Origin of the sequence: Brevundimonas sp. UBA4553 (assembly GCF_002387245.1) — a bacterium.
GTDB lineage: Bacteria > Pseudomonadota > Alphaproteobacteria > Caulobacterales > Caulobacteraceae > Brevundimonas.
In genome coordinates, this window is the sequence record NZ_DGLD01000003.1 from 43,955 (window position 1) to 69,811 (window position 25,857).

General features: G+C 67.6%; 19 protein-coding genes. 12 read left to right on the plus strand and 7 right to left on the minus strand.

Annotated features, from left to right (window positions below):
* Positions 1 to 280 precede the first annotated feature (280 nt).
* Genes uxaC through B4A39_RS03780 form a run of 3 tightly spaced genes read left to right on the plus strand, consistent with a single transcriptional unit; the run spans position 281 to position 4,665 of the window.
* A complete protein-coding gene (gene uxaC / locus B4A39_RS03770; protein ID WP_292033411.1) occupies positions 281 to 1,696 on the plus strand; it encodes a glucuronate isomerase in 1,416 nt (471 codons plus the stop codon).
* Entirely contained in the window at positions 1,693 to 3,162 is a 1,470-nt protein-coding gene (locus B4A39_RS03775) for a mannitol dehydrogenase family protein (protein ID WP_292033414.1), read from the plus strand. The genes uxaC and B4A39_RS03775 overlap by 4 nt, the downstream gene beginning before the upstream one ends.
* A gap of 3 nt (positions 3,163 to 3,165) precedes the next feature.
* Positions 3,166 to 4,665, plus strand: coding sequence for a UxaA family hydrolase (locus B4A39_RS03780; RefSeq protein ID WP_292033416.1), 1,500 nt, complete (start codon positions 3,166 to 3,168; stop codon positions 4,663 to 4,665).
* 428 nt (positions 4,666 to 5,093) lie between these two features.
* Here the strand turns inward: B4A39_RS03780 and B4A39_RS03785 are convergent, their stop codons facing one another.
* The 4 genes from B4A39_RS03785 to kduI form a co-directional block, all read right to left on the minus strand.
* Positions 5,094 to 6,743 (minus strand): pectate lyase, encoded by a 1,650-nt coding sequence (locus B4A39_RS03785; RefSeq protein ID WP_292033418.1) that lies wholly within the window; start codon positions 6,741 to 6,743, stop codon positions 5,094 to 5,096.
* A gap of 127 nt (positions 6,744 to 6,870) precedes the next feature.
* Positions 6,871 to 7,917: a sugar kinase gene (locus B4A39_RS03790; protein WP_292033419.1), complete on the minus strand. Its 1,047-nt coding sequence runs from the start codon at positions 7,915 to 7,917 to the stop codon at positions 6,871 to 6,873.
* A 21-nt stretch (positions 7,918 to 7,938) separates the two neighbouring features.
* Complete coding sequence (gene kduD / locus B4A39_RS03795) at positions 7,939 to 8,697, minus strand: 2-dehydro-3-deoxy-D-gluconate 5-dehydrogenase KduD (protein WP_292033420.1); 759 nt, start codon at positions 8,695 to 8,697, stop codon at positions 7,939 to 7,941.
* A gap of 12 nt (positions 8,698 to 8,709) precedes the next feature.
* Positions 8,710 to 9,555, minus strand: a complete 846-nt coding sequence (kduI, locus tag B4A39_RS03800) for a 5-dehydro-4-deoxy-D-glucuronate isomerase (RefSeq protein WP_292033594.1) — start codon at positions 9,553 to 9,555, stop codon at positions 8,710 to 8,712.
* Between the two features lie 177 nt (positions 9,556 to 9,732).
* Between kduI and B4A39_RS03805 the strand changes: the two genes are divergently transcribed.
* Entirely contained in the window at positions 9,733 to 10,374 is a 642-nt protein-coding gene (locus B4A39_RS03805; RefSeq protein WP_292033422.1) for an RpiB/LacA/LacB family sugar-phosphate isomerase, read from the plus strand.
* A 78-nt stretch (positions 10,375 to 10,452) separates the two neighbouring features.
* On the opposite strand, the gene B4A39_RS03810 is transcribed toward B4A39_RS03805, so the two are convergent.
* Positions 10,453 to 11,502 (minus strand): LacI family DNA-binding transcriptional regulator, encoded by a 1,050-nt coding sequence (locus tag B4A39_RS03810; protein WP_292033423.1) that lies wholly within the window; start codon positions 11,500 to 11,502, stop codon positions 10,453 to 10,455.
* Positions 11,503 to 11,676: 174 nt separating this feature from the next.
* On the opposite strand from B4A39_RS03810, the gene B4A39_RS03815 reads away from it, so the two are divergent.
* From B4A39_RS03815 to B4A39_RS03825, 3 genes are all read left to right on the plus strand, one after another.
* On the plus strand, positions 11,677 to 12,504 hold the full coding sequence (locus B4A39_RS03815; protein ID WP_292033424.1) for a 2-keto-4-pentenoate hydratase: 828 nt from the start codon (positions 11,677 to 11,679) through the stop codon (positions 12,502 to 12,504).
* 140 nt (positions 12,505 to 12,644) lie between these two features.
* The gene (locus B4A39_RS03820) at positions 12,645 to 13,895 is read left to right on the plus strand and encodes an MFS transporter (protein ID WP_292033597.1); all 1,251 of its coding nucleotides are present in this window, start codon (positions 12,645 to 12,647) and stop codon (positions 13,893 to 13,895) included.
* Between the two features lie 66 nt (positions 13,896 to 13,961).
* Positions 13,962 to 14,948 (plus strand): alpha/beta hydrolase, encoded by a 987-nt coding sequence (locus B4A39_RS03825; RefSeq protein WP_292033425.1) that lies wholly within the window; start codon positions 13,962 to 13,964, stop codon positions 14,946 to 14,948.
* Here B4A39_RS03825 and B4A39_RS03830 read toward each other — a convergent pair.
* On the minus strand, positions 14,945 to 16,498 hold the full coding sequence (locus B4A39_RS03830) for a carboxylesterase/lipase family protein (protein ID WP_292033427.1): 1,554 nt from the start codon (positions 16,496 to 16,498) through the stop codon (positions 14,945 to 14,947). The two genes, B4A39_RS03825 and B4A39_RS03830, sit on opposite strands and share 4 nt — an antisense overlap.
* Before the next feature lie 168 nt (positions 16,499 to 16,666).
* Here B4A39_RS03830 and B4A39_RS03835 point away from each other — a divergent pair, with 168 nt between their 5' ends.
* The 4 genes from B4A39_RS03835 (at position 16,667) to B4A39_RS03850 (ending at position 23,359) form a co-directional block, all read left to right on the plus strand.
* Complete coding sequence (locus tag B4A39_RS03835; protein WP_292033428.1) at positions 16,667 to 17,557, plus strand: ABC transporter ATP-binding protein; 891 nt, start codon at positions 16,667 to 16,669, stop codon at positions 17,555 to 17,557.
* Between the two features lie 10 nt (positions 17,558 to 17,567).
* Positions 17,568 to 21,143 carry an ABC transporter permease/M1 family aminopeptidase gene (locus tag B4A39_RS03840; RefSeq protein ID WP_292033430.1) on the plus strand — a complete coding sequence of 1,192 codons (3,576 nt, stop codon included), beginning with the start codon at positions 17,568 to 17,570 and terminating at the stop codon, positions 21,141 to 21,143.
* A 135-nt stretch (positions 21,144 to 21,278) separates the two neighbouring features.
* Complete coding sequence (locus tag B4A39_RS03845) at positions 21,279 to 21,653, plus strand: BlaI/MecI/CopY family transcriptional regulator (RefSeq protein WP_292033432.1); 375 nt, start codon at positions 21,279 to 21,281, stop codon at positions 21,651 to 21,653.
* Positions 21,650 to 23,359 carry a M56 family metallopeptidase gene (locus tag B4A39_RS03850; RefSeq protein ID WP_292033433.1) on the plus strand — a complete coding sequence of 570 codons (1,710 nt, stop codon included), beginning with the start codon at positions 21,650 to 21,652 and terminating at the stop codon, positions 23,357 to 23,359. The genes B4A39_RS03845 and B4A39_RS03850 overlap by 4 nt, the downstream gene beginning before the upstream one ends.
* Here B4A39_RS03850 and B4A39_RS03855 read toward each other — a convergent pair.
* Positions 23,356 to 24,240: a LysR family transcriptional regulator gene (locus B4A39_RS03855; RefSeq protein WP_292033435.1), complete on the minus strand. Its 885-nt coding sequence runs from the start codon at positions 24,238 to 24,240 to the stop codon at positions 23,356 to 23,358. The genes B4A39_RS03850 and B4A39_RS03855 overlap by 4 nt on opposite strands.
* A gap of 103 nt (positions 24,241 to 24,343) precedes the next feature.
* Here B4A39_RS03855 and B4A39_RS03860 point away from each other — a divergent pair, with 103 nt between their 5' ends.
* Entirely contained in the window at positions 24,344 to 25,846 is a 1,503-nt protein-coding gene (locus tag B4A39_RS03860) for a CoA-acylating methylmalonate-semialdehyde dehydrogenase (RefSeq protein WP_292033438.1), read from the plus strand.
* Positions 25,847 to 25,857: the final 11 nt, after the last annotated feature.

The window sequence follows — 25,857 nt, forward strand, 5'->3', positions numbered from 1 at the left end:
GAACCGGTGTCATTTGGCGTTTGTCAGCCTGTGCCACCGGTGTCATATAAAGCTACGCACAGTTTTTGGTGTGTGGCAAGACGATGACGAACGTCGTTTCCGTCAATGTCGCAGTCTAGGGCTGTAGCGTTGTAAAACACATCGATCGACCGCAGCAGACGGTCGGCGCAAAGGGAGACGACCATGCCGCTGCTGACCGCTGCGACCGCTGCCCCGGTCGAATCGCCGCGCGCCCGACCGTCGTTTCCGACCGCCTGATTCCTTGCTCCGAGTTCCTTGCATGACCCAGCCGCTTCGCCTGAACCCTGATCGCCTGTTCCCGGCGGACGCTGACACCCGAGCGGTGGCGCGTCGCCTCTACGCCGAGGTGAAGGGGCTGCCGATCATCAGCCCGCATGGACACACCGACCCGAGCTGGTTTGCAGGTAACGAGAACTTCGCCAACCCCGCAGAGTTGCTGATCACGCCCGATCACTACGTCTTCCGCATGCTGCATTCGCAGGGCATGGAGATGGAAGACTTGGGGGTGCCCCGCGCCGACGGGGGACCCGTCGAGACCGATCCGCGCAAGATCTGGCGCCGGTTCGCCGAAAACTATCACCTGTTCCGGGGCACGCCGTCGCGCATGTGGCACGACTGGGTCTATGCCGAGGCCTTCGGCATCGACGTGCGCCTGTCGGCCGAGACGGCGGACCACTATTACGACGTCATCGACGCCGCGCTGAAGACCGACGCCTTCAAGCCGCGCGCGCTGTTCGACCGCTACAACATCGAGGTCCTGACCACGACCGAGAGCCCGCTCGACACGCTGGAGCACCACAAGACGATCAACGCCTCGGGCTGGAAAGGACGCGTCCTGACCGCCTATCGCCCCGATCCGGTGCTGGACCCCGACTACGAGGGCTTCCGCGACAATCTGAAGATCCTGGCCGAGCAGACCGGTCGCGATACGATGAGCTGGGAGGGCTATCTGGCCGCCCTGCGCGACCGCCGCGCCTTCTTCATCGAGATGGGGGCCACCTCGACCGACCACGGTCACCCGACCGCTTTCACCGCCGACCTGTCAAAGGCGGACGCCGAGGCCCTGTTCAAGCGGGTCTCGACCGCCCCGGCCAGCGCGGCCGACGCCGAGCTGTTCCGCGGCCAGATGCTGACCGAGATGGCCGCCATGTCGGTCGAGGACGGTCTGGTGATGCAGCTTCACCCCGGCAGCTTCCGCAATCACTCGGCGACGGTCTTCAACCGCTTCGGCCGCGACAAGGGCTGCGATATCCCGACCCAGACGGACTATGTGCGGGCGCTGAAGCCGCTGCTGGACAGGTTCGGTTCGGACACCCGACTGACCCTGATCCTGTTCACGCTGGACGAGACCTCCTACAGCCGCGAACTGGCCCCTCTGGCCGGCCACTATCCGGCGCTGAAGCTGGGACCGAGCTGGTGGTTCCACGACAGCCCCGAGGGCATGCGCCGGTTCCGCGAGCAGGTCACCGAGACAGCGGGCTTCTACAATACCGTCGGCTTCAACGACGACACGCGCGCCTTCCTGTCGATCCCGGCGCGTCACGACGTGGCCCGGCGCATGGACTGCGGCTTCCTGGCCAAGCTGGTGGTCGAGCACCGCATGGAGGAGGACGAGGCCCACGAATTGGCCCACGCCCTGACCTATGGTCTGGTCAAGGCGGCTTACAAGCTGTGACCCGTCTGAATGATGCGGGCCTGACGGGCCTGCCTGCTGACGTCGCCCGTCCGGCCTACGAACGCGCCTCGGTGAAGACCGGCGTGGTCCATTTGGGCATCGGCGCCTTCCACCGCGCGCATCAGGCCGTGGTGTTCGACGACGCCTTGACCAGCGGCGATCTGCGCTGGGGCGTGCTGGGCGCCTCGCTGCGGTCGCCTGGCGTGAGGGACCAACTGAACCCCCAGGACGGCCTCTACGCCCTGGTCGTGCGCGACGGGGCGGAGGAGGCGCTGCGAGTGATCGGCGCCGGTCGCGGCGTGCTGGTCGGGCCGGAAGATCCTGCGGCTCTGGTGGCGGCCATGGCTGACGCCGAGGTCCACATCGTCACCCTGACCGTGACGGAAAAGGGCTATCGCCTCGACCCGGCGACGGGCGATCTGTTGCTGGACGACCCGGAGGTCGCCGCCGATCTGGCCGACATCGCCGCGCCCCGCACCGCGCCGGGCTTCATCGTCGCGGCCTTGCGGGCGCGACGGGCGGAGGGGCTCAAGCCCTTCACCGTCATCAGTTGCGACAACATCCCCCACAACGGCAAGCGCATCCGGGCCGGCGTTCTGGCCATGGCCCGCCGCATCGACCCGGCTCTGGCCGACTGGATCGAGGCCGAGGGGGCCTTCCCCCAGACCATGATCGACCGGATCGTGCCAGCGACGACGCCGGACGATGTGGCTCGCCTGACCGCGCGGCTGGGCGTCGAGGACCGGGGCATGGTCAAGGCCGAGCCCTTCACCCAGTGGGTGATAGAGGACTGGTTCGCGGGCGAACGGCCTGACTTTGCGGCCTTCGGGGTTCAGCTGACGAACGCGGTCGAGCCCTGGGAAGACGCCAAGCTGCGCCTGCTGAACGGGGCCCATTCGGCGGTGGCCTATCTGGGCGCCCTGTCAGGTTACGAGCATGTGCATGAGGCTGTCGCGGTTCCGGCCTTCCGCGCCTTCATCGAGGCCCTGTGGAACGAGGCCCAGACGACGCTGAGCCCGCCGCCGGGGCTGGATCTGGCCGCCTACCGCGCCGAGCTGATGGCCCGCTTTTCCAACTCGGCCCTGATGCACCGGACACGGCAGATCGCCATGGACGGGTCGCAGAAGCTGCCGCAGCGCCTGCTGGCCGGCATGGCCGAGCGACTGGCGGCGGGGCAGGGGGTCGAGGCGCTGGCTCTGGGCGTCGCCGCGTGGATGCGCTGGCAGGAGGGCGTGACCGAGAGCGGCGAAGCCGTGGTGGTGGACGACCCGCTGGCCGTGCGCACGGCCGAGCTGATCGCGGCCTCCGAGAATGACGAGGCCGAGGTCCGGGCGTTGCTGACCCTATCGGCGGTCTTCCCTGAGGTCCTGGCCAACGATCGGCGCTTCGTCGAGGCCGTGACGGGCGCCTTCCTGTCGTTGAGAGAACACGGCGCGGTCGAGGCCGCCCGCCGGGTGACGGAGTAAAGCATGAGCCGCGTCCTGGTCCTGAACCCCGCCGACGATGTCGCCATCGCCCTGGACGACATCGCCGTCGGCGAGACGCCCGAAGGCCTGGGAGCGCCTGCGCGCGCTGGGGTCGCCACCGGGCACAAGATCGCCCGGCGCGCGGTGGAGGAGGGCGGTCTGGTTCGCCGCTATGGGCAGGTGATCGGCCGGGCCAGGGCCGCCATCGCGGTCGGGGACCACGTCCACGTCCACAACCTGGCCATGGCCGAGGACGGGCGTGAGGCCGAGGTAGGGGCGGACGTCCGTCCGCCGGAGTCCCTTTCCGGCGCGACCTTCAACGGCATCGTCCGCGCCGACGGTCGGGTGGGGACGCGCAACTACATCGGGGTCCTGACCAGCGTGAACTGCTCGGCCACGGTGGCGCGGCGGATCGCCGACGCCTTCCCCGACGCCAGCCTGCCGAAGGGCGTCGACGGGGTTGTGGCCTTCACCCATCAGGGCGGCTGCGGCGGGTCTTCGCTGTCGAGCGACACGACCCTGCTGCAGCGGACGCTGGCGGGCTATGCGCAGCATCCGAACTTCCATTCCATCCTGATCGTCGGCCTGGGCTGCGAGGCCAATCAGATCCCGGCCTGGCTGGCCAATGAGGGTCTGGAGGCTGGACCGCACCTGCGCGCCCTGACCATTCAGGAAGCTGGCGGCACGGCCCGCGCCATCGAGGCGGGGATCGAAGTCGTCCGTGAACTGGTGGCCGAGGCCGCCAAGGTCGAGCGCCAGCCGGTGTCGGCGTCGCACCTGACGGTCGGTCTGCAATGCGGCGGGTCGGACGGCTGGTCCGGCGTCACCGCCAATCCGGCCCTGGGCGCGGCGGTCGACCTGCTGGTCGCGCATGGCGGCTCGGCCATGCTGTCGGAGACGCCCGAGATCTGGGGCGCGGAGCACCTGTTGCTGCGTCGCGCCGCGTCGCAGGGCGTGGCGGATCGGCTGAACGCCCGGCTGGAATGGTGGCGGGCCTATGCCGACAAGCATGGCATGGAACTGAACAACAATCCGTCGCCCGGCAATCTTAAGGGCGGGCTGACCACCATTCTGGAGAAGTCGCTGGGGGCGGTGGCCAAGTCGGGTTCGACCCCGCTGAACGACGTGATCGGCTATGCCGAGCCGCTGGCGGCCAAGGGGCTAAGCTTCATGGACAGCCCCGGTTACGACCCCTGCTCGGCGACGGGTCAGATCGCCTCGGGCGCCAATCTGATCGTCTTCACCACGGGACGGGGATCGGTCTTCGGAGCCAAGCCCGCGCCGTCGATCAAGGTCGCCTCCAACGCGAAGCTGGCGAGCTGGATGGATGAGGACATGGACATCGACGCCTCGCCAGTGCTGACCGGGACGGCGATGGAGGACGTCGGCCGCGCCATCTTCGAGCGGATGCTGGCCGTGGCCTCGGGCGAGCCGTCGAAGTCCGAGGCGCTGGGGATCGGGGACAACGAGTTCGTGCCCTGGCAGGTGGGGGCCTATCTCTAGGTCCTGACAGCCACGCCTCCGATTGCACGGCACCACGAAAAAAACAGTGCAATTGGTGCAATGGGCTCCGGGACGTCGGAGGGGCCTTGGCGATCCGGGAGGGGAGCCGGGGTCCTGACGGGGCGGACTGAGGCGGGCGGTGATGTCAAAGAACGCGCGCAGTTTGCCAGCCTTGAGAGGTATGGCGAGCAAACAGCGTCGAGAATGACGCGACCGGTTTGATTTCAGGGACTTGTGACGCGCAGCTAGGATAGCTGGGCGCGGATGACGCGCACCCTTCTCCCTGCCGTCATCCCGGACGAAGGCTCGCTGGCGAGCCGTCGATCCGGGACCCAGGCGGCGGAGCTCCGTTGGGCGATGGCGTGGGAAGGGCTGACGTCTGGGTCCCGGATAGCCCTGCGGGCTTCCGGGATGACAGAAGGGAAGGCTTACCCGGCCAGGGTCTCGATCAGTTCGCCCATGTTCCTGATGAAGACCTGGGTCGAGACGCATTCGACCGGATAGTCGGTGTTGTAGGGCGAGGTGTCCCACAGGTCGCCGACGCGGGTGGTCTGATATTCGCCGCCCGTCACCGCGGCGGGCGCCTCGCCGATATAGGGGTTCGACGTCGTGGTCAGAGGCGAGGGCCAGTAGCCGCGCGCGTTGAGCCCCGCCACGAGTTCGGCGGCGCGGCCCGCTGCGGGCCTGGCCAGGCGGCGCGCGTCCGACGACATGTCCCAGACATCCACGTCCTGAAGCGTGAAGTATTTGGGCAGTTTCAGCGAACCGGCGCGGGCCTTCAGCGGAGAGTTGCGGCTGGCGTCCTCGGGCGACAGCGCGGCCAGTTCCTCATACTCGCGGCGCAGGGCGGCGGTGTCGACGTTGCGGAACGAGCCGTAGTGGACGATCAGATTGTTGGGGTTGGTATCGGCGTAATACTGGCCGTTGGTGATGTTTGACCCCTTGCGGTGGATATAGACCGGGGTGTTCGAACCCTCGAGGATGAAGGTCGGATGGGTGCGGCCCGGCGCGATCAGGTTCTGGGGCGTCTTGACCTGATCCAGCCAGTCGAGGGCCTCGGGCAGGCGGGCCAGGTATTTGCGGTCGCCGGTCAGGCGGTAGAAGCCCAGCATCGACTTGATGTTGGCGCCCGTGGTGTGGGTGGCGAAGGCCTGCGGTTCGATGGTCCGCGCGCCGGCGGGCTTCAGCGTGTCGGGGAAGTGCTGCAGGCCCCAGGCCGGTTGCGGCATGGGCTGCTGGGTCTTCACATAGATGTCCATGCCGCGATGGATGGCGTCCAGCAGGCGCGCGTCGCCGCGACCGTTCACCGCCAGGCCCTGATAGGCGTAGAGCAGGAACTCGAGGTTCTCGCCCGCCACGTCGTCGTTGAAGGTGATGTAGGGGGTGTAGTCTTCGTGGCCATGGACGCCGCCGCCCTGAACGAAGGGATAGCGCTGGGGCCAGCCGCCATTGGCGTACTGGGCGTCGAGAACGAACTGGATCGCCTTGTCCAGCGGGGCGCGATACTGGCGCTCGCGCTTCTCCAGATAGACCCGTAGCAGAAGCTGCGAAGCCTCGGCCGTGCCCGCGTCGTCGAAGGTGGCGTTGCCGTAATAGCGGTGGAATTCCTCCATCCGCCAGGCGTTCTTGCCGTAGGTGGCGTACCAGCGCTTCAGGGATTCCTCGCCCGCGGTGTCGATGACGTAGTTCCACCCGCCCGCCGGATGCTGGCCGCGCACGAGGGCGTCGGTCGCGGACTTGGCGGCCTCGTAGAACTGCTCGTCGCCGGTGGCGTGATAGGCGTCCAGATAGAGGTGACCGACGGTGGCCGTGCCGGGCGGCTGGACCCAGATCATGGTCGGGGAGGCCTCCAACTCGCCCCAGCGGCGCGAGAAGTCGGGCAGGACGTTCCAGACATAGCCGCCCTCGACGGCGGCCTCGTCGGTCATGAACCGGGTGGCGCGTTTCATCGCAGCGATGACGGCGGCGCGGTCGGGCGCGGCCTGCATGACTGTCTTGGCCAAGGCGGGAGCGGAGGCGGCCGTGAAGGTCGCGGCGGCGCCGGCGGCCAGCAGGGCGCGGCGGTTCATGGTGGTCATGGTGTCTTCCTCGGATGCGTCGCCTCGCAGCTCTGACGGCTGCTTGTGATGGTGAAGCTAATCACGATTGACACCGGTTTCCTAGTGCCGGAGCGTCCGTGAAAACGCCCCGGTTTTCACGAAACCGTCAGCGACGAATGTCGAAGCCGCCGTCGCCCATGGCCGCGCGCACCTCGGCGGCGGTGAACAGGTTGAAGTCGCCTGGAACCGAGTGCTTCAGGCCCGCGGCCGCCAGGCCGAAGTCGAGCGCTTCCTGGTCAGACCAGCCGCTCCACAGGCCGAACAGCACCCCGGAGGCGAAGGCGTCGCCGCCGCCGACCCGGTCCACGACGCCGGTCATGTGGATGGCCTCGGCGCAGGTTTCGATCACTTCGCCGTTCGGGCCGCGCGTCAGCATGACCGCCGACAGGGCCTGATCGGCGACGCTTTCCTGCACGCGCAGGGTGCAGGCGATGCGCTGCAGGCGAGGGAAGGCGTCGAAGGCGGCGGCGGCGGCCAGGCGGCGGCGCGCATTGGGGTCGGCGTCCTCGAACCTGGTCTTCAGCACCAGGGCGAAGTCGCGGTCGTCGGCGAAGGCGATTTCGGCGCCGGCCAGCATCTTGCCGAGGGTGGCGGGCGGATCGCCGGCCCATTGCTCCCACAGCTTGCCGCGGAAATTGCCGTCGTAGCTGACGCGAACGCCGTTGCGCACGGCGGCCTCGACCAGTTCGACAGCGGCGCGCGAACCGTTCGGCCCGGTGGCGGGGGTGACGCCCGAGACGTGCAGCCACTCATAGCCGTCGAGCAGGGCGTCCCAGTCGAAGGCGTCGGCGACGCGCTCGACAAAGGCCGAACCGGCGCGGTCGTAGAGGACTTCGGACGGGCGGCGCACCGCGCCGGGCGTCAGGAAATAGAGGCCCATGCGGCCGGGCGAGAAGACGATCGGCGTGGTGTCCACGCCGTAGCGTCGCACCTCGTCGCGCGCGGCCTGGCCCAGGGCGTTGTCGGGCAGGACGGTGGCCATCGCCGCCGGCGCGCCGAAGCGGGCCAGGGCGACGGCGACGTTGGCCTCGGCCCCGCCCGGACGCGCGGTCAGGGCCGGGGACTGCAGCAGCAGTTCGTTCTGGTTCGGGCTGAACCGCAGCAGCATCTCGCCGAAGCAGAGAATCTTGGAGTTCGGGCGAGGATTGCTCATGGTCTGGACGCTAGCGCGGGATCAGCGCGCCAGCCAGCCGCCGTCGACCGGCAGGGTGATGCCCTGCACATAGTCGCTGGCGCGGCTGGCCAGGAAGACGGCGGCGCCGCCCAGGTCGGTCGGGTCGCCCCAGCGGCCGGCCGGGATGCGGCCCAGGATTTCCTTGGAGCGCACCGGGTCGTCCTGCAACGCCTGGGTGTTGTCGGTGGCGAAGTAGCCAGGAGCGATGGCGTTGGCGTTGATCCCGTGCTTGGCCCACTCGTTGGCCATCAGCTTGGTCAGGCCGGCCACACCGGACTTCGACGCGGTGTAGGACGGCACGCGGATGCCGCCCTGATAGGACAGCATGGAGGCGGTGTTGATGATCTTGCCGCCGCGATCGCCGGCGATCATGCGCTTCACCGCCGCCTGGCTGAGGAAGAAGAGGACCTTGAGGTTGACGTTCATCACGTCGTCCCAGTCCTGCTCGGTGAAGTCCACGGCGTCGGCGCGGCGGATGATGCCGGCGTTGTTCACCAGGATGTCGACGGGGCCGAGCGCGGCCTCTGTTTCGTCCAGGATCCGTTCGACCGGTTCGATCGAGGTCAGGTCCGCCTGGATCGAAAGGCCCTTGCGGCCCTTGGCCAGGACCTTGCCGACCGTGTCGTCCGAGGCGCGGCGCGCGACCGAGGCGACGTCGGCCCCGGCGGCGGCCAGAGCCAGGGCGATGCCCTGACCCAGGCCCGTGTTGCCGCCGGTGACCAGCGCGACCTTGCCGGTCAGATCAAAAGGATTGGCCATGCCCATAGGTCCTTATTTCAGCTGACAGATGTCGAGCTTGTCCATGTCGGTGTAGTCGAGGTTCTCGCCGCCCATGCCCCAGATGAAGGTATAGTTCGACGTGCCCGCGCCCATGTGGATCGACCACGGCGGGCAGATCACCGCCTCGCCGTCGGCGACGACGATGTTTCGGGACTTGTCCGGCTCGCCCATGAAGTGGAAGACGCGGTCGGCCTCGCCCAGGCCGAAGTAGAGGTAGGCCTCCGAGCGGCGATCATGAATGTGCGGCGGCATGGTGTTCCACACCGATCCGGGTTTCAGGACGGTCACGCCCAGCAGCAGCTGGCAGGACTTCACCTTGGCCGGAACGATGTACTGATAGATCGTCCGTTCGTTGGACGTCTCCAGCGCGCCCATCTCCAGCGGCACGGCGTCGGCGATCGAGATCTTGGTCAGGTCGTACCGGGCGTGGGCCAGGGTGGCGACCAGATAGAATTTGGCCGGCTCGGCCGCGTCCTTCGAGGTGAAGGTGACATCGACAGAGCCCATCGGCACATAGGCGCCGTCGCGGAAGCCCAGGTCGAGCACCTCGCCGTCGACGGTGACCGTTCCGGCGCCGCCGACATTGACGATGCCCAGTTCACGGCCCTGCAGGAGCGGGGCGCCAGCCAGCGATTCCGGCACGGAATGGGTCGGCAGGGTGAGGGGATCCGTCGTCGGGGTCGCGCCGCCCATGATCATCCGCTCATGGTGGGTATAGTTCAGGCTGATCTTGCCCGGAACGAACAAGCCCTGAATCAGGTAGCGATCCCGCAGCTGCTGGTTCGAGGCGCCGTCCATCATATCCGGATGGGTGGCCTGATAGACCTTGTCGTACATGGGGTCGTAGTACATTCAGGGCTCCCTGGCCTCTCGCTGCGCGAGCCACCTGGACGGATCTTGCGTCCATCCTTCAGTGGACTAGGTAACCGGTGTCATATTATGATGCAATCAGTTAGACCATAATCGCCGGCATCAGATCGGCATCGCTTCGCCACCGTCTTGAGGATCGCCTCCATGAAAATCGCTCTCATCATCGAAAACAGCCAGGCCGCGAAGAGCGAAACGGTGCACGGCGCCCTGACCGCCGTGGCGGAACCGCTGGGCCATCAGGTTTTCCACTACGGCATGTACACGCCCGAGGATAAGGCCTCGCTGACCTATGTGATGAACGGTCTGCTGGCCGGCATCCTGCTGAACTCGGGCGCCGCCGACTTCGTGGTCACGGGCTGCGGCACGGGCATGGGCTCGATGCTGGCCGCCAACTCGATGCCGGGCGTCTTCTGCGGTCTGGTCATCGACCCGACCGACGCCTTCCTGTTCGGTCAGATCAACGACGGCAACGCCATCTCCATGCCCTACGCCAAGGGCTTCGGCTGGGCCGCTGAACTGAACCTGCAGGACGTCTATCGCAAGCTGTTCGAGGGCGAACGCGGTCTGGGCTATCCCAAGGAACGCGCCGAGATCATGGCCAAGAACCGCGGCATCCTGAAGAGCCTGAAGGCCGTCACCTGCAACGACATGCTGACCGTCCTGAAGTCCATCGACCAGGACCTGCTCAAGGCGACCGTGGCCGGTGAGAAGTTCCAGGAATACTTCTTCGCCAACGCCACCGACGAAGGCATTCGCGAATACCTGAAGGGCGTCGTCAGCGCCTGATCGCGCTGATCAGGTCCAGAAAAAAGGCGGCCGGCGCTCTGCGCGCCGGCCGCCTTTGTCGTTTCAGCCCAGCGCGCTCTACGCCAGGGGCGCGGCGGAGTGGCGCACCACGAGGGCCGGTCGGACCTCAGGCTGTTGCAGCTTGGCCGGGTCGACGCCGCGGGTGGGCGCCAGCAGTTTCTCGGCCGCCATTCGCCCCATGTCCCGGATCGGCAGCCGCACCGAGGTCAGATTAGGCCAGACGCGGGCCGCCATCGGCAGATCGTCGAAACCCACCACAGACAGGTCGCGCGGCAACTCCATGCCGCGTTCGCGCGCCGCCTGCATGACGCCGAGCGCCATGTCGTCGTTCAGCGTGAAGATGGCCGTGGGCGGTTCGGGCAAGGACAGCAGGGCATGGCCCGCTTCCACGCCGGATTCGTAGGTATAGGCGCCCTGCAGATCATATTCCGGCGGCAGGATGATGCCGCGTTCGGCCAAGGCGTCGATGAAGCCCTGACCCCGCACGGCGGATGAGCGGAACGAGGCCAGGCCGCGCACCAGGGCGATGCGGCGATGCCCCAGGTCGGCCAGGTGGCGCGCGGCCTCGGCCGCGCCGATCCAGTCATTGGTCACGACCATGTTCTGCGGCTCGTCCAGCGTCAGCGAGGCGATGCGGACATAGGGGCAGTCCAGTTCCCGCAGCAGCTCGATGACCGAATCGTCTTCGGAGACCGACGGCGGCATGATGACCCCGAACAGGCGCTGGCGTTCGACGAAGCCGCGAATGTCCTTGAGCAGGGTGGGGGAGTTCCGGCTGCAGGGGTGAACCACCAGTTCCAGACCCGAGCCCTTCAGCGCGTCCAGAATGCCCTGCTGCATGTTGACGACGTAGGTGGGGCTGGGCTGATCGTAGATCATCCCGACGAGGAACGACCGGCGGAAGGCCAGGCCGCGCGCCTGCGGATCGGGGATGAAACCCAGCTCGTCGATGGCCGCCTGAACGCGTTCGCGCGTGTCCTCACGCACGAAGGGCGACTGGTTGATGACGCGTGACACTGTCTTCTTGGAGACCTCGGCGACGCGAGCGACATCATTGATGGTGGCGCGCTTGCCCGTCTTCGTCTGCCGCGAATCGTCTTCCGACAACGGCGTTCCCCCTCGTGTTCTTATTTTGACTATAAGGCATAGCCTCGCCGGGCGCTGTGCGCCATGGCCTGTTTTCAAGGCGGATTGACACCGGTTTCCTAAGCCGCCCATTATCCGGCGTTTTCCAATGGGGCGTCATTTGACCGACCAGATCATTCTTTCGGAGCGCTGCGCATGACGGCTGCTCCCGTGCAGGCGCCGATCTCGGATCAGGCGGTCGCAGAGACCTTTGTCAGCGCGCGCCTCGCCGCGCGGGCGGTGCCGGGCTATCCGGGCGATACGCCCGAGCACATGGCGCGGTCCTACGCCATCCAGGACGCCGCGATCGCCCTCTACCCGGATCGGCTCGTGGGCTGGAAGGTCGGCGGCGTGCCCCCGGCGCAGCAGCCGGCGCTGGGCGTGCATCGCCTGGCCGGCGCCATTTTCGCCGGCAACGTCTGGACCACGGGTGAGGCCCCGACGCCCTTGCCCGCTATCGAAGGCGGTTTCGCCGCAGTCGAGGCCGAGTTCATCGCCCGCATCGGCGCCGATACCGACCCGGCCAAGACCGACTGGACGATCGAGGACGCCGCCGATCAGATCGACGCCGTCTTCATCGGGGTCGAACTGGCCGGCAGCCCGCTGTCGGCGATCAACGACCTGGGCTCGGCCGTGGTGGCCTCGGACTTTGGCAACAACGGCGGCCTGCTGATCGGCCCGGAACTGACCGACTGGCGCGCCCGCATGGACGAGATTCAGGTCGAAACCATCATCGACGGCGTCAGCGTCGGCAAGGGCGGCTCGCTGTCCCTGGCGGGCGGCGCGCTGGAATCGGTGCGCTTTCTGCTGGAACACTGTGCGCGCTGGGGGCGCCCGCTGACGGCGGGGACGCTGATCTCGACCGGCGCCGTGACCGGGGTTCACCGGGTTTACGCCGGCAGTGAATCGACGTGCGTATTCGAAGGCGTGGGAGAAGTCCGCTGCACGGTCGTGAAGGCCGCGCCGCATCCGACGCAAGGCTAGTAATCAACATCAGCGCGAACTCGTCCGCCGTTCAGGGCGGTCAAGAAGACGGGGCGCGCCGAGGAAACCAAGGGAATGGGTCTGGTATCATGAGTGACGCTTCGAGCGCGGCCCCCGCAGAGAGGGGGCCCATCAAGGTGATGGCGCCGCCGGCGGGCAAGTACCGCTGGATCGTGATGTGGCTGCTGTTTGCAGCCATGGTCATCAACTATGTCGATCGTCAGATGATCGGCTTCCTGAAGCCGACGCTGTCGGCCGAGTTCGGCTGGTCCGAGACGGACTATGCGGACATCGTCTTCTGGTTCCAGGCGTCCTACGCCGTCTTCTACCTGATCTTCGGACGGATCATGGACCGGGTTGGCGCGCGCTGGGGTCTGGGGGTCGCCTTCCTGATCTGGCAGATCGGCCACATGATGCACGGGGCCGCGCGCGACCTTTCGCACTTCATCATGGCCCGCATGCTGCTGGGCGTTGGCGAGGCCGGCGGCTTCCCCGGCGGGATCAAGGCCGTGGCCGAGTGGTTCCCGAAGAAGGAACGCGCCTTCGCCACCGGCCTGTTCAACGCCGGGACCAATATCGGCGCCATCGTGACGCCGCTGGTCGTGCCGATCCTGGTGCTCAGCTTCGGCTGGCAGATGGCCTTCGTGGTCACCGGTCTGCTGGGCCTGATCTGGTTGCCGATCTGGCTGATCGTCTATCGTCGTCCACGTGAAGTGAAGAACCTGACGCAGGGCGAGCTGGAGTGGATCGAGCAGGACCCGGCCGACACCGTCGAGAAGATCGGCTGGAAGAAGCTGCTGACCGTCAAGGAAACCTGGGCCTATGCCGCGGGCAAGTTCCTGATCGACCCGATCTGGTGGATGTTCCTGTTCTGGCTGCCGGACTTCCTGGGCAAAAACTATGGCCTGGACCTGAAGACCTTCGGCCCGCCGATCGTGGCCATCTACCTGCTGTCGGACGTCGGTTCGGTCGGTGGCGGCTGGATGTCCGGGCGCTTCATGAAGAGCGGCATGAGCCTGAACAAGGCGCGCAAGCTGACCATGCTGATCTGCGCCCTGTGCGCCGTGCCGGTCGCCTTCGCCGCCTTTGCGTCGAACCTGTGGGTGGCGGTGCTGATCATCGGTCTGGCGACCGCGGCGCACCAGGGCTTCTCGGCCAACCTCTACGCCTTCCCCGGCGACGTCTTCCCGCGCTCTGCGGTGGGCTCGGTCGTCGGCATCGGCGGCATGCTGGGCGGCATCGGCGGCATGATCATGGCCAAGTACGCCGGCTTCGTGCTGGACCAGATCGGCACCTATACCCCGATCTTCGTGGTGGCGGCCTCGGCCTATCTGGTGGCCCTGCTGGTGGTTCACCTGATCTCGCCGAGATACGAACCGGCCAAGGTCTGATGACCTGAGGCCTTTGAAGGGCGCTCGTCTGAGGGGGCGAGCGCCCTTCTTCAATTCTGGAGGGAGATGCACGTGGACCTGCATCGACGTGGTTTACTGATCATGGGGGCGGCGGCCCCGGCCCTGGCGGCGGCCCTGCCTGCAAGCGCCAGAACCCAGACCGTCGCGCCGCCCGATCCGACCGAGGTGGTCCGCCTGTGGCCGAACGGGGCGCCGGGCGGGGAGGGGGTGACGGTGGTTCCCGTCGTGCCCGAGCGTTCGACCGACCCCGCCTATCGCGACCGCTACGCCCAATACACCACCGACCCGATCATGACGGTGATGCGGCCCGAACGCCCCAACGGCTCGGCCATGCTGCTGATCCCCGGCGGAGGCTACCGCTGGTCCGTGCTGGACAAGGAGGGCTTCGACGTCGCCCGTGTCTTCGCCGCCAGCGGCACGACCTGTTTCATCCTGCGCTACCGCCTGCCCGCCGACGGCTGGACGGCGGGCGCTGACGCGCCCTTACAGGACGTGCAGCGGGCTATTCGCCTGATCCGCAGCGGCGCGGCCGGGTTCGGCGTGCGGCCGGATCGGATCGCCGTCCTCGGCGCCTCGGCGGGCGGACATCTGGCCGGGCTGGCCAGCGCGCGGACGGACCCGACCTATGCGCCGGTCGATGCGGCGGACGCCGTATCGCTGCGGCCGGACCTGACCGTGCTGATGTATCCGGTGGCCACAATGGCGGACCCGCACGTCCACGCGGGGTCACGGACCCATCTGCTGGGCGAGGCGCCGAGCCAGGCGCGCATCGCCGCCTATTCGCTGGAGCAGATGAACTGGACGGGCGGGGCGCCGGTCTTCCTGGTGCACGCCATGGACGACGCCTCGGTGCCAGTCGAGAACAGCCTGATGCTCCTGACGACGCTGAAGGCGGCGGGGGTCAAGGCCGAGGCTCACCTGTTCCAGGAGGGCGGGCATGGCTTTGGTATTCGGTTGATCCAGGGGCGGCCCGCTCAGGTCTGGCCTGAACTGGCGCGCGCCTGGGCCGCGCGGTTGGACTTCCCGCTCTAGGTTCCCGGCTGGACGTAGGGGATGGCCGAGAAGAAGGTCCGCTCGTCGCCGCGCGGGTCATTGGCCATCCGGGGCGCGACGTCGAACAGCAGGGTCTGGCGGGTCGGCAGATCGTAGCGGTCCCAGCGGGGCAGGCCCGCGTGATTGGGATCGCCGTGACGGGCCAGGGCGATGAAGGCGTCGCTCATCCGATCCGCCACGCCTTGCGCGCCCGGTCCCCTGGTGCGCGATCCGGAGGCCTGCACGTTGTCGAACACCAGGGGGATGTCGGCGGTGTGAAAGGCGCCCTTGCGGCCCGAGGCGGTCTCGCCGGGGAAGTCCAGTTGATAGACCCAAGCGGGGGCTCCGGCCCTGGCACGCTCCTCGGCCTCGATCACCGCGCCGCGCCATGAACGACCGGCGGTGGTGGCGGCGATCAGGACCTGATCCGGCGACCAGTCGGGATGCATCCGGCGGTAGCCCGCGATCACCGCTTCGGGCGTGATGTCGATGCGCATGACGCCGGGCGACAGCCGCGCGGGCAGCGTGTCCCAGGTGAGGCCGAGGTTCTTCGGATCATTGCCCATGAAGCCGAGGGTTTCCTCGCGCGTATTGCCGATGATCATGGGGATGGTCAGGCCCTGCGGTGCAGCGTCGGGATAGAAGGGGTGACGCGGCAGGCTGCGGAAATCCAGCACCGGCCCGAAGTAGAGGCCGCCGTATCCGAGAATGGGGTCCTCCACGCCCTGAGCCTCCAGCAGGCGCTCGAGGGGCAGGCTGGCCGCCTCGTGGGCGCGATCGGGCGTCAGGCCGAGGGCTTTGAGCCACGTGGTCGCGCGCGTGGTGGCGTTGATGGGCCCGGAGGCCGTGACCTGCTGGCCGCTCATGGTCGCGGCGCGATGGAACAGGCCCGCGGCGGCGGGGGTGGCCATCAGGGTGGCGATCTTGGCCCCGCCGCCTGACTGGCCGAAGACCATGACGCGCGCGGGATCGCCGCCGAAGGTCGCGATGTTGTCGCGCACCCAGCGCAGGGCCAGGATCAGGTCCAGTTGGCCGAGGTTGCCGGAGTCGTCGAACCCGGGCGCCAGCCGCGCCAGGTAGGCGTAGCCGAGGGCGTTCAGGCGGTGGTTCAGCGTCACCACCACCACGTCGCCGCGTGTCGCCAACCGGGCGCCGTCATAGAGCGGATCCGAGCCTGACCCGCTCGAATAGGCCCCGCCGTGGATATAGACCATGACCGGCCGGCGACCGTTGTCGACACCTGGCGTCCACACATTGAGGAACAGGCAGTCTTCGCTCTGTTTCGGTTCTCCGCCACGCTGCGGGCTGGCGGCGCCATAGTCGAAAGCCGGAACTGGATCGCGCCAGGGCGTCGGCGGCTCGGGCGGCTGAAACCGGCGAGGCGGCGCGCCGTAGCGCAGGCCCTTGAAGACGTTGATTCCGTCCTGACGACGCCCCACCACCGGCCCCGCCGTGGTGACGGCGCGCGGGTCGTTCGGGCGGGCGTGGCTGGCGCCTGCGGTCGCCGTAGCGGCGAGACCGGCGAGCAAGGCGGCTCGTCTCGACATCATCATGATCACCCCGCCAAAGAAACCGGTGTCATGACTGTATCAGCCCTTTTGGCCGGGGCTACAGGCTTGGTGGAAGGACGGCGTTCGCAAACCTGTCCAATCTGTAACTTGTCGAGGGGGCAAGTCAGCCGTCAGTGTGAAGTGTCTTTTACACATGCGGGGCGCGCCATGCTGACGATCAACAATCTGGTCCATGTTTACGGCAACGGAACACGGGCGCTGGACGACGTCAGCCTGACGATCCCGACCGGGATGTTCGGCCTGCTGGGCCCGAACGGGGCGGGCAAGTCGACGCTGATGCGGACGATCGCCACTCTGCAGACCCCGACCTCGGGCGAGATCTGCTTCGGCGACATCGACGTGATCCGCCAGCCTGAGCTGCTGCGGCGCACCCTAGGCTATCTGCCGCAGGACTTCGGCGTCTATCCGCGCGTTTCGGCCTACGACATGCTGGATCACATGGCGGTGCTGAAGGGCGTCGCCGACGGCAAGGAGCGCAAGCAGACGGTCGAGGCCCTGCTGAACCAGGTCAATCTGTGGAACGTGCGCAAGAAGGCCCTGGCCGGGTTCTCGGGCGGGATGCGCCAGCGCTTCGGCATCGCCCAGGCCCTGATCGGCAATCCGCGCCTGATCATCGTCGATGAGCCCACCGCCGGTCTGGACCCGGAAGAACGCAACCGCTTCCTCAACCTGCTGGCCGAGATCGGCGAGAACGTGGTGGTCATCCTGTCGACCCACATCGTCGAGGACGTGGCCGACCTGTGCCCGCGCATGGCGGTGCTGGCGGGCGGCAAGATCCAGCTGGAAGGCGCGCCGCTGGAGCTGATGAAGCAGATGTCGGGGCGTGTGTGGAAGAAGGCCATCGCCAAGGAGGCGCTGCCGGAACACCGTGCGCGTTTCGAGGTGATCTCGACGCGCCTGTTCGCGGGACAGACGGTGATCCACGTCCTGGCCGACGCCAAGCCGGGCGAGGGTTTCGAGCCCGCTTCGGGGGGCCTGGAGGACGTCTACTTCTCGACGCTGGCCGCCTCGCGCCGTCCCGCCGCTCAAGCCGCCTGAGGCCCGGATCATGTTCGGGAAAGTCGCGGCCTTCGAGTTCCGCTATCAGCTTCGCCAGCCCGCCTTCTGGGTCATCTCCATCCTGTTCTTCCTGCTGAGCTTCGGCCTGATCGCCCAGCCGAACGTCAGCTTCAACGCCGGCGGGAACGTCTACAAGAACGCGCCCTATGCGATCGCGCAGGCGCATCTGGCCTTCAATCTGTTCTTCATGCTGGCGACGACGGCCATTGTCGCCAATGTCGTCGTTCGCGACGTGTCGACCGGCTTCGGACCCATGGTCCAGGCCAGCCGGCTGTCGAAATTCGACTATCTTTACGGACGCTTCCTCGGCGCCTTCGCCGTGGTGGCCCTGGCTTTCCTGTCGGTGGCGCTGGGCATCCTGATCGGCTCGCTGATGCCGTGGGTGGACAAGGAGACGGTCGGGCCGTTCCGTCCGCTGGACTACCTCTACAGCTTCGTCGTCATGGGGCTGCCCGGGCTGCTGTTCACCTCGGCGATCTTCTTCACCCTGGCGACGGTCACGCGCTCCATGATGGCGACCTATGTCGGCGTGGTGGGGGTATTCATCCTCTACATGACCACAACCACGGTGTTCGGCTCCAAGCCGGAACTGGAGACGGTGGTGGCCTGGCTGGAGCCCTTCGGCGCCGGCGCCTATGGTCTGGTGACCCGATACTGGACGGCGACCGAGCGCAACACCATCAACGCGCCGCTGGTGGGCATCCTGCTGGGCAACAAGCTGCTGTGGCTGGGCGTCAGCCTGGCCTTCCTGGCCGCGGCCTTCCCGTTGTACCGGCCGTCGCCACGCGGGTCGAAGCTGCGCAAGCAGGAGAAGCTGAAGGCCCTGGCCGAGACCGCGCCCGACGCCAGCGCACCGGTCGCCCCCCTGGCCGCGCCGTCCTACGGCTTCAAGGCCGGCTGGACGCAACTGATCTCGCGCACCGTCTTCGAGATGAAGACGGTGTTCAAGAGCCCGGCCTATTTCGTCATGCTGGCTCTGGGCTTCGCCTTCGGCATCGCCGTCCTGCTGTTCGCGGGCGAGATGTACGGGGCGCCAGTGCTGCCGGTGACGCGCGTGGTGATCGAGACCCTGGGCGGCTCGTTCGGCCTGATCGTCATGATCATCTCGATCTACTACTCTGGCGAGCTGGTCTGGCGTGACCGCGAGCGCCGCACGCACGAGATCATCGATTCCACCGCCACGCCGGACTGGACCTTCCTGCTGCCCAAGACGCTGGCGCTGATCCTGGTGCTGGTTTCCACCCTGATGGCGGCCTCGGTGGCCGGAATGATCGTGCAGACGATCAAGGGCTACACCGACTTCGAGATCGGCAAATACCTGTTCTGGTACGTCGTGCCCCAGTCGATCAGCTTCGCGCTGATCGCCGTGCTGGCCATCTTCGTGCAGTCGCTGTCGCCGAACAAGTTCGTCGGCTGGGCCATCATGGTGGTCTATCTGATCTCGACCATTGTCTTGTCGGGCATGGGCTTCGACCACGTCCTCTACCGCTATGGTTCGGGGACCGGGATGCCGCTGTCGGACATGAACGGTCTGGGCAAGTTCGCCGGCTACGCCGCCTGGATGCAGGCCTATTGGTCGGCCTTCGCCGTTGTCCTGCTGGTCCTGTCCTATGGACTGTGGCGTCGGGGGGCGGAGACGCGTTTCCTGCCGCGCCTGAAGCGCCTGCCGCGTCGTCTGATGGGGCCGGCCGGCGTGATCGGCGGTGTCGCCCTGACCGCCTTCGTCGCCCTGGGGGTCTACGCCTTCATCAACACCAACGTCTGGAACGAATACCGCACCCGCGATCAGCGCGAGCAACTGATGGCGGACTATGAGAAGACCCTGCTGAAGTACGAGAAGACGCCGCAGCCCTCGATCACCGACGTCAAGCTGGACCTGGACCTCTATCCGCACCAGCCGCGTCTGACGACCAAGGGAACCTACGTCATCGAGAACCGCACAGGGGCGCCGCTGAGCGAGGTGCACCTGCGCTGGAGCGATGACCTGAAGATCGCTCGCCTGGACGTTCAGGGCGCGACGGTGGCGCGTGAGTGGCCCGAGTTCGAGTATCGCATCTATCGTTTCGCGACGCCGATGCAGCCGGGCGAGAAGCGCGCCATCGCCTTTGAAACCGTGCTGGAGCAGCGCGGCTTCAAGAACAGCGGCGACACGACGCGGATCGTCGACAACGGCACCTTCGTCAACAACGGCGAGTTCGGCCTGACCATCGGCATGGGCCGCGACGGCCTGCTGTCCGACCGGGCCAAGCGCCGCAAGTATGGCCTGCCGGCCGAGTTGCGCATGGCCAAGCTGGAGGATGAAGGCGCGCGGGGGCAGAACTATATCGGGGCTGACTGGGTCAACGCCGACATCACCGTGACCACGGTGGCCGATCAGACGCCGATCGCGCCGGGCTACAAGGTGTCGGACGTGACGAAGGACGGCCGCCGCACGGCCCGGTTCGTCACCGAAGCGCCGGTGCTGAACTTCTTCTCGGTCCAGTCCGCCGATTATCGGGTGGCCAAGGAGCAGCACGGCCCCATCGAACTGGCCGTCTACTACCACCAGGGGCACGAGCGGAACGTGGCGCGGATGCTGACGGCGATGAAAGCGTCGCTGGACTACTACGGCACGGCCTTCAGCCCGTATCAGTTCCGGCAGGCCCGGATCATCGAGTTCCCGGCCTACGCCAGCTTCGCCCAGGCCTTCGCCAACACCATGCCCTATTCGGAAGGGCTTGGCTTCATCGCCGACCTGACCGACGAGGAGAAGATCGACTACGTCACCTACATCACCGCCCACGAGGTCGGCCACCAGTGGTGGGCGCACCAGGTGGTCGGCTCGGACCAGCAGGGCTCGACCCTGCTGTCGGAATCCCTGGCGCAATATTCGGCGCTGATGGTGATGGAGAAGCTGTACGGTCCCGACAAGATCCGTCGCTTCCTCAAGTATGAGCTGGACCGCTACCTGCGCTCGCGCGGCATGGAGCGGCTGGAGGAGATGCCGCTGCTGCGCATCGAGAACCAGCAGTACATCCACTATCAGAAGGGCGGACTGGTCATGTACCTGCTGCGCGACCAGATCGGCGAGGAGGCGGTGAACCGCGCCCTGCGTCGTGTGCTGGCGCAGTACGCCTTCAAGTCCGCGCCGTATCCGCGCTCGCTGGACCTGGTCGCGGCGCTGCGCGCCGAGGCCCCGGCGGACAAGCAGGCCCTGATCACCGACCTGTTCGAGAAGATCACCCTGTATGACGTGAAGACGCAATCGGTCACGGCGACCAAGCGCGCCGACGGCAAGTGGGATGTCGCCCTGACGGTCGAGGCCCGCAAGCTGTACGCCGACGGCAAGGGCGAAGAGACGGAGTCGCCGTTGAATGAGACCTTCGACGTCGGCCTGTTCTCGAGCGAGCCGGGCAAGGGGGCGTTCGACCAGAAGTCGGTCATCGTGATGGAGCGCCGTCCGCTGCGCAGCGGAACCCAGGTGTTCCGGTTCGTTACGGACAAGAAGCCGGCGTTTGCGGGGATCGATCCCTATAATCGCTGGATCGACCGTAACTCGGACGACAACGTCAAGCCGGTCGGCTGACGCCAGAGCCTTCTCCTCCCGCCGCAGGGCGGGAGGAGGGGCCTACGGCGAGTTAATCTCGCCGCCTCATTTTAGACTCGATCCGCTACAAACGTAGCGCTACAAATGTAGCGTCAACCGATGCGGAGAGTCCCGGTGATCGAATCCCTGCCCCGACGCGAACGCGAAGTGTTCGAGACCCTGTGCCGGCTCGAGACGGGGACCGCTGCGGGGGTGCGCCAGGCGTTGACGGACACGCTCAGCGATTCCGCCATACGCACCCTGCTGGCGCGACTGGAGACCAAGGGTCTGGTCGAGCGGGAAGCGGGCTCCGAGGGTTTCGTCTATCGCCCCGTGCCGCGCACCGAGACCGTCGCCGCCGGCGCCCTGCAACGGATGATCGACACCTTTTTCGCCGGGTCCGCAGCCAGCGCCGCCACGGCCCTGCTGGGCATGGGGCAGCGCCTGACGGCCGATGAGGCCGCCGCTCTGGAGCGCGCCATCGACGAAGCGGTGGAGCGCCAGCCATGAGCCTGGCCCTGTTCTTGTCCCTGCTGGTCAAGTCCAGCCTGATCGCGGCGGCGGGCCTGATCGTCGCGCGCTTCGTGGCGCGCCGCGCCGCCGACCGGGTGGACATCCTGCGCGCGACGGTCTGCCTGCTGCTGGCCTTGCCGGTGTTGGCGGCTGTCCTGCCCGCCGTCGAGTTGACCCTGTTGCCGGCCTCGTCCGTCGCAGCGGTCGCCGCGCCGATGACGCCGCTGTGGTCAGGCGAGGTCGGCCCTGTCGCAGGGGTCGCGGTCTCGGCCAGCCTGCCGTGGCCGTCGCTGACCACCGTGGCCGTCGGCCTGTGGCTGCTCGGCGCGACGATCGTCGTGGCGCGACTGCTGCTGGGCCTGAACACCCTGAGCCGCTGGACCGAGCAGGGGCGGGCGGTCAAATGCGCCGCCTGGCGTTCGCCGCTCGAGCTGCTGGCCCCTGCCGCGCGCCCGCGCCTGATCAGCAGCGAGCGCGTGTCCAGCCCGCTGAGCTGGGGCGTGGCGCCAGGCGTCATCGTCCTCGACCCCGGCAGCCTGGCCGCGCCGCAAACCGCCGCGGCCGTCCTGGCGCACGAAATGGCCCACCTGAGGCGCAAGGACTGGGTCTTCCTGATCCTGTCACGCGTGGCGCTGGCTCTGTTCTGGTTCAATCCCCTGGTCTGGCGGCTGTCTGTCGTCCTGGCCGAAACCTCCGAAGAAGCGGCCGACGCCGAAGCCGTGCGCACCGTGGACCGTCGCGACTACGCCCGTGTGCTGGTTCGACTGGCCTCTCATCCCGCCTCCCATTCCGCCGCCTGGCCCGCCACGGCCATGGCCGCCGACACCCACACGCTTGAGAAAAGGATCGCCTGCATCATGACGAACACCTCTGCTCGCCGCCGCCCGCTGGCGGTCGCCCTGACCGTCGCCGCCCTGGCCGTCGTTGCCACGCCGCTGGCGGCGCTGGAACTGCGGGAACAGGCGTCCGCCTATGCACCGGCGCCTCCGCCGCCCGCACCGCCCGCACCCCCGGCGGCTCCCGCTGCGCCGGCGCCGCTGACGTACCAGGCTCCTCCCGCTCCTCCCGCTCCTCCCGCGCCGCCGGCCCCGCCCGCTCCTCCGTCGGCGCCGATCAGCGGAACGAGCTACACCTATTTCTCCAACGGCTATTACTTCGAGAACGGCACGCCGGAGCAGCGGGCCGAAGCGGAGGCGGCGCGCGAAGCCGCCCGCGTGGCTCGCGCCCAGGCCGCCGAGGCCCGTCAGCAAGGCGTCGAGGCTCGCCGGCAGGCGGCGGAGGCCCGGGCCCAGGCCGTCATCGCTCGCCAGCAAGGCGAGGAGGCGCGTCGTCAGGCCGTCCAGGTTCGCGCCGAGGCTGCGGTCGCTCGTCAGCAGGCCGAGCAGGCGAGGGCGGAGGCGGCCGTGGCTCGCCGTCAGGGCGAGCAGGCTCGTGTCATCGCTGCGCGCGCCCAGGTCCAGGCGCGCGAACAGATGGGCCGCGGGGCCGAGCAGATGCGTCGTGGCGCGGACAACATGCGCGAAGAGGCCGTTCGCCTGCGTGATCCGGCCTATCGCGCTGAACAGATCGCTCGCAACCGCGAGCGGGGCAACACCGTCACTGACGCCGAGTTGATCGCCCTGAGCCCGAAACTGGTCGAGCGCGCCGCCGAGATGGATGTCCGCGCCGATGAAATGGCCAACCGGGCCAAACGCCCGACCTAAAGGGCGAAGGGCGACAGCCGGTCGGCGGCGTGGCGGCACAGGGTCTTGATCCAGCGCCGCGCCGCCTTCAGGCGCGCCGTGCCGTGGACTTCGCGGTGGGTGCTGAGCCAGAAACGACGCTCGATCAGGACGGCGTCTGGCAGGACCCGCGTCAGCCCCTCGGCCAGAAAACAGGGCAGGACGCCGATGCCCCCGCCCGCCGCGATCATGTCTCGCTGCGCCCGGATCGAGGAGGAGGCCAGGCGCGGTCGCAGGTTTGGACGGATCTCGTCCAGATAGTGCAGTTCCGGCGCGTAGATCAGGTCATCGACATAGCCGACGATGTCGAAGTTCGGCAGGTCGTCGACGCGCTCCGGCGCACCATGCCGTACCAGGTGGTCGGGCGACGCATAGAGCGCCAGCTGATAGGGCGTCAGCGGCTCGACGATCAGGCGCGGACTGGCGGCGGGGCTGAGGGTGATGGCCATGTCCACTTCGCGGCGACTGGCCGAGAGGAAGCCGGAACTGGCGGCCAGTTCGATGTTCAGCCCCGGATGAGCCGCCAGCAGGCCGGGCAGGGCGGGGGCCAGGACGGCGCCGCCGAAACCCTCTGAGGCGCTGATCCGCACCGTGCCGGCGATCAGGTCGGGTCGCGTCACCCGTTCGGCCGCCTCCATGGCGCTTTCGGCGTCGAGCGCGGTCTCCAGCAGTTGCGCCCCCGCCGCCGTCAGCAACAGGCCCGACGCCGAGCGCACCATCAGGGTCGATTTCAGCGCGGTCTCCAGCCGCGCCACGCGCCGCCCGACGGTGGCTGCATCTATGCCCAGTCTCTGCGCCGCTGTGGCCAGCGAGCCCGCCCGCGCGGCGGCGATGAAGATGCGAACGTCGTCCCAGTCGAACATTGCAGGAATGCACAGCATTAGATGCAAGATTGCAATGGGTGGCTCGGCGTCAGTCTGCTAGGCCATGATGAAACGAACAACGACATCACAGGGAAACGCCTCCATGCGCGACATTCGCCACTTCATCGATGGTGCGGCCTTCGACGGCGCATCGGGCCGTTTCGGCGACGTGTTCAACCCCAACACCGGCGAGGTTCAGGCCCGCGTCCAGCTGGCGACCGTCAGCGAGATGGACCGCGCGGTCCAGTCGGCCCAGGCCGCGTTCGAGGGCTGGTCCAGCACCAATCCCCAACGCCGCGCCCGCGTCATGTTCGAGTTCAAGCGCCTGGTCGAGGCCAACATGAACGAGCTGGCCGAGCTGCTGTCCTCGGAACACGGCAAGGTCATCGCCGACTCCAAGGGCGACATCCAGCGCGGTCTGGAAGTCATCGAGTTCGCCTGCGGCATCCCGCACGCCCTGAAGGGCGAATACACCCAGGGCGCCGGCCCAGGCATCGACGTCTATTCCATGCGTCAGCCGCTCGGCGTCGTGGCGGGCATCACCCCGTTCAACTTCCCCGGCATGATCCCGATGTGGATGTTCGGCATGGCGATCGCCGCCGGCAACACCTTCATCCTGAAACCGTCGGAGCGCGATCCGTCGCTGCCGGTGCGTCTGGGCGAACTGATGATGGAGGCGGGCGCGCCTGCTGGCGTGCTGAACGTCGTCCACGGCGACAAGGTGGCGGTCGACGCCATCCTGACCCACCCCGACATCCACGCCGTCAGCTTCGTCGGTTCGTCCGACATCGCCCACTACGTCTATCAGATGGGCGCCCAGCACGGGAAACGCGTCCAGGCCATGGGCGGCGCCAAGAACCACGGCATCGTCCTGCCCGACGCTGACATGGATCAGGTGATCAAGGACCTGACCGGCGCGGCCTATGGCTCGGCCGGCGAGCGTTGCATGGCCCTGCCGGTGGTGGTGCCGGTCGGTCAGCGCACCGCCGACGAACTGCGCGAGCGTCTGGTCTCGGAAATCCCCAACCTGCGCGTCGGTGTCTCGACCGACGCCGAGGCCCACTACGGCCCGGTCGTCACCCAGACCCACAAGGACAAGGTCCTGGGCTGGATCAACAAGGGCGTGGAAGAAGGCGCCGAACTGGTCGTCGATGGTCGCGAGTTCAGCCTGCAGGGCCACGAGAAGGGCTTCTTCATCGGCCCGTCGCTGTTCGACCACGTCAAGCCCGAGATGGAATCCTACAAGGAAGAGATCTTCGGCCCGGTGCTGCAGATCATGCGCGCCGCCAGCTTCGAGGAGGCCCTGAGCCTGCCGTCCAAGCACCAGTACGGCAACGGCGTCGCCATCTTCACCCAGAACGGCCGCGCGGCCCGCGACTTCGCCGCCCGCGTCAACGTCGGCATGGTCGGCATCAACGTGCCGATCCCGGTGCCGGTGGCCTATCACTCGTTCGGCGGCTGGAAGCGTTCGGCCTTCGGCGACATCAACCAGCACGGCATGGAAGGCCTGCGCTTCTGGACCAAGACCAAGACGGTCACGGCCCGGTGGCCCGACAGCGAGCTGGAGCACGCGGACAGCTCCTTCGTCATCCCGACGATGGGCTGACGGCGGAAGCG

Coding starts and splice junctions, on each gene's coding strand:
- uxaC (WP_292033411.1), top strand. CDS start 281: ATGACCCAGCCGCTTCGCCTGAACCCTGATCGCCTGTTCCCGGCGGAC.
- B4A39_RS03780 (WP_292033416.1), top strand. CDS start 3,166: ATGAGCCGCGTCCTGGTCCTGAACCCCGCCGACGATGTCGCCATCGCC.
- B4A39_RS03785 (WP_292033418.1), bottom strand. CDS start 6,743: ATGACCACCATGAACCGCCGCGCCCTGCTGGCCGCCGGCGCCGCCGCG.
- B4A39_RS03790 (WP_292033419.1), bottom strand. CDS start 7,917: ATGAGCAATCCTCGCCCGAACTCCAAGATTCTCTGCTTCGGCGAGATG.
- kduD (WP_292033420.1), bottom strand. CDS start 8,697: ATGGCCAATCCTTTTGATCTGACCGGCAAGGTCGCGCTGGTCACCGGC.
- kduI (WP_292033594.1), bottom strand. CDS start 9,555: ATGTACGACAAGGTCTATCAGGCCACCCATCCGGATATGATGGACGGC.
- B4A39_RS03805 (WP_292033422.1), top strand. CDS start 9,733: ATGAAAATCGCTCTCATCATCGAAAACAGCCAGGCCGCGAAGAGCGAA.
- B4A39_RS03815 (WP_292033424.1), top strand. CDS start 11,677: ATGACGGCTGCTCCCGTGCAGGCGCCGATCTCGGATCAGGCGGTCGCA.
- B4A39_RS03820 (WP_292033597.1), top strand. CDS start 12,645: ATGGCGCCGCCGGCGGGCAAGTACCGCTGGATCGTGATGTGGCTGCTG.
- B4A39_RS03825 (WP_292033425.1), top strand. CDS start 13,962: ATGCACGTGGACCTGCATCGACGTGGTTTACTGATCATGGGGGCGGCG.
- B4A39_RS03830 (WP_292033427.1), bottom strand. CDS start 16,498: ATGATGTCGAGACGAGCCGCCTTGCTCGCCGGTCTCGCCGCTACGGCG.
- B4A39_RS03835 (WP_292033428.1), top strand. CDS start 16,667: ATGCTGACGATCAACAATCTGGTCCATGTTTACGGCAACGGAACACGG.
- B4A39_RS03840 (WP_292033430.1), top strand. CDS start 17,568: ATGTTCGGGAAAGTCGCGGCCTTCGAGTTCCGCTATCAGCTTCGCCAG.
- B4A39_RS03850 (WP_292033433.1), top strand. CDS start 21,650: ATGAGCCTGGCCCTGTTCTTGTCCCTGCTGGTCAAGTCCAGCCTGATC.
- B4A39_RS03855 (WP_292033435.1), bottom strand. CDS start 24,240: ATGTTCGACTGGGACGACGTTCGCATCTTCATCGCCGCCGCGCGGGCG.
- B4A39_RS03860 (WP_292033438.1), top strand. CDS start 24,344: ATGCGCGACATTCGCCACTTCATCGATGGTGCGGCCTTCGACGGCGCA.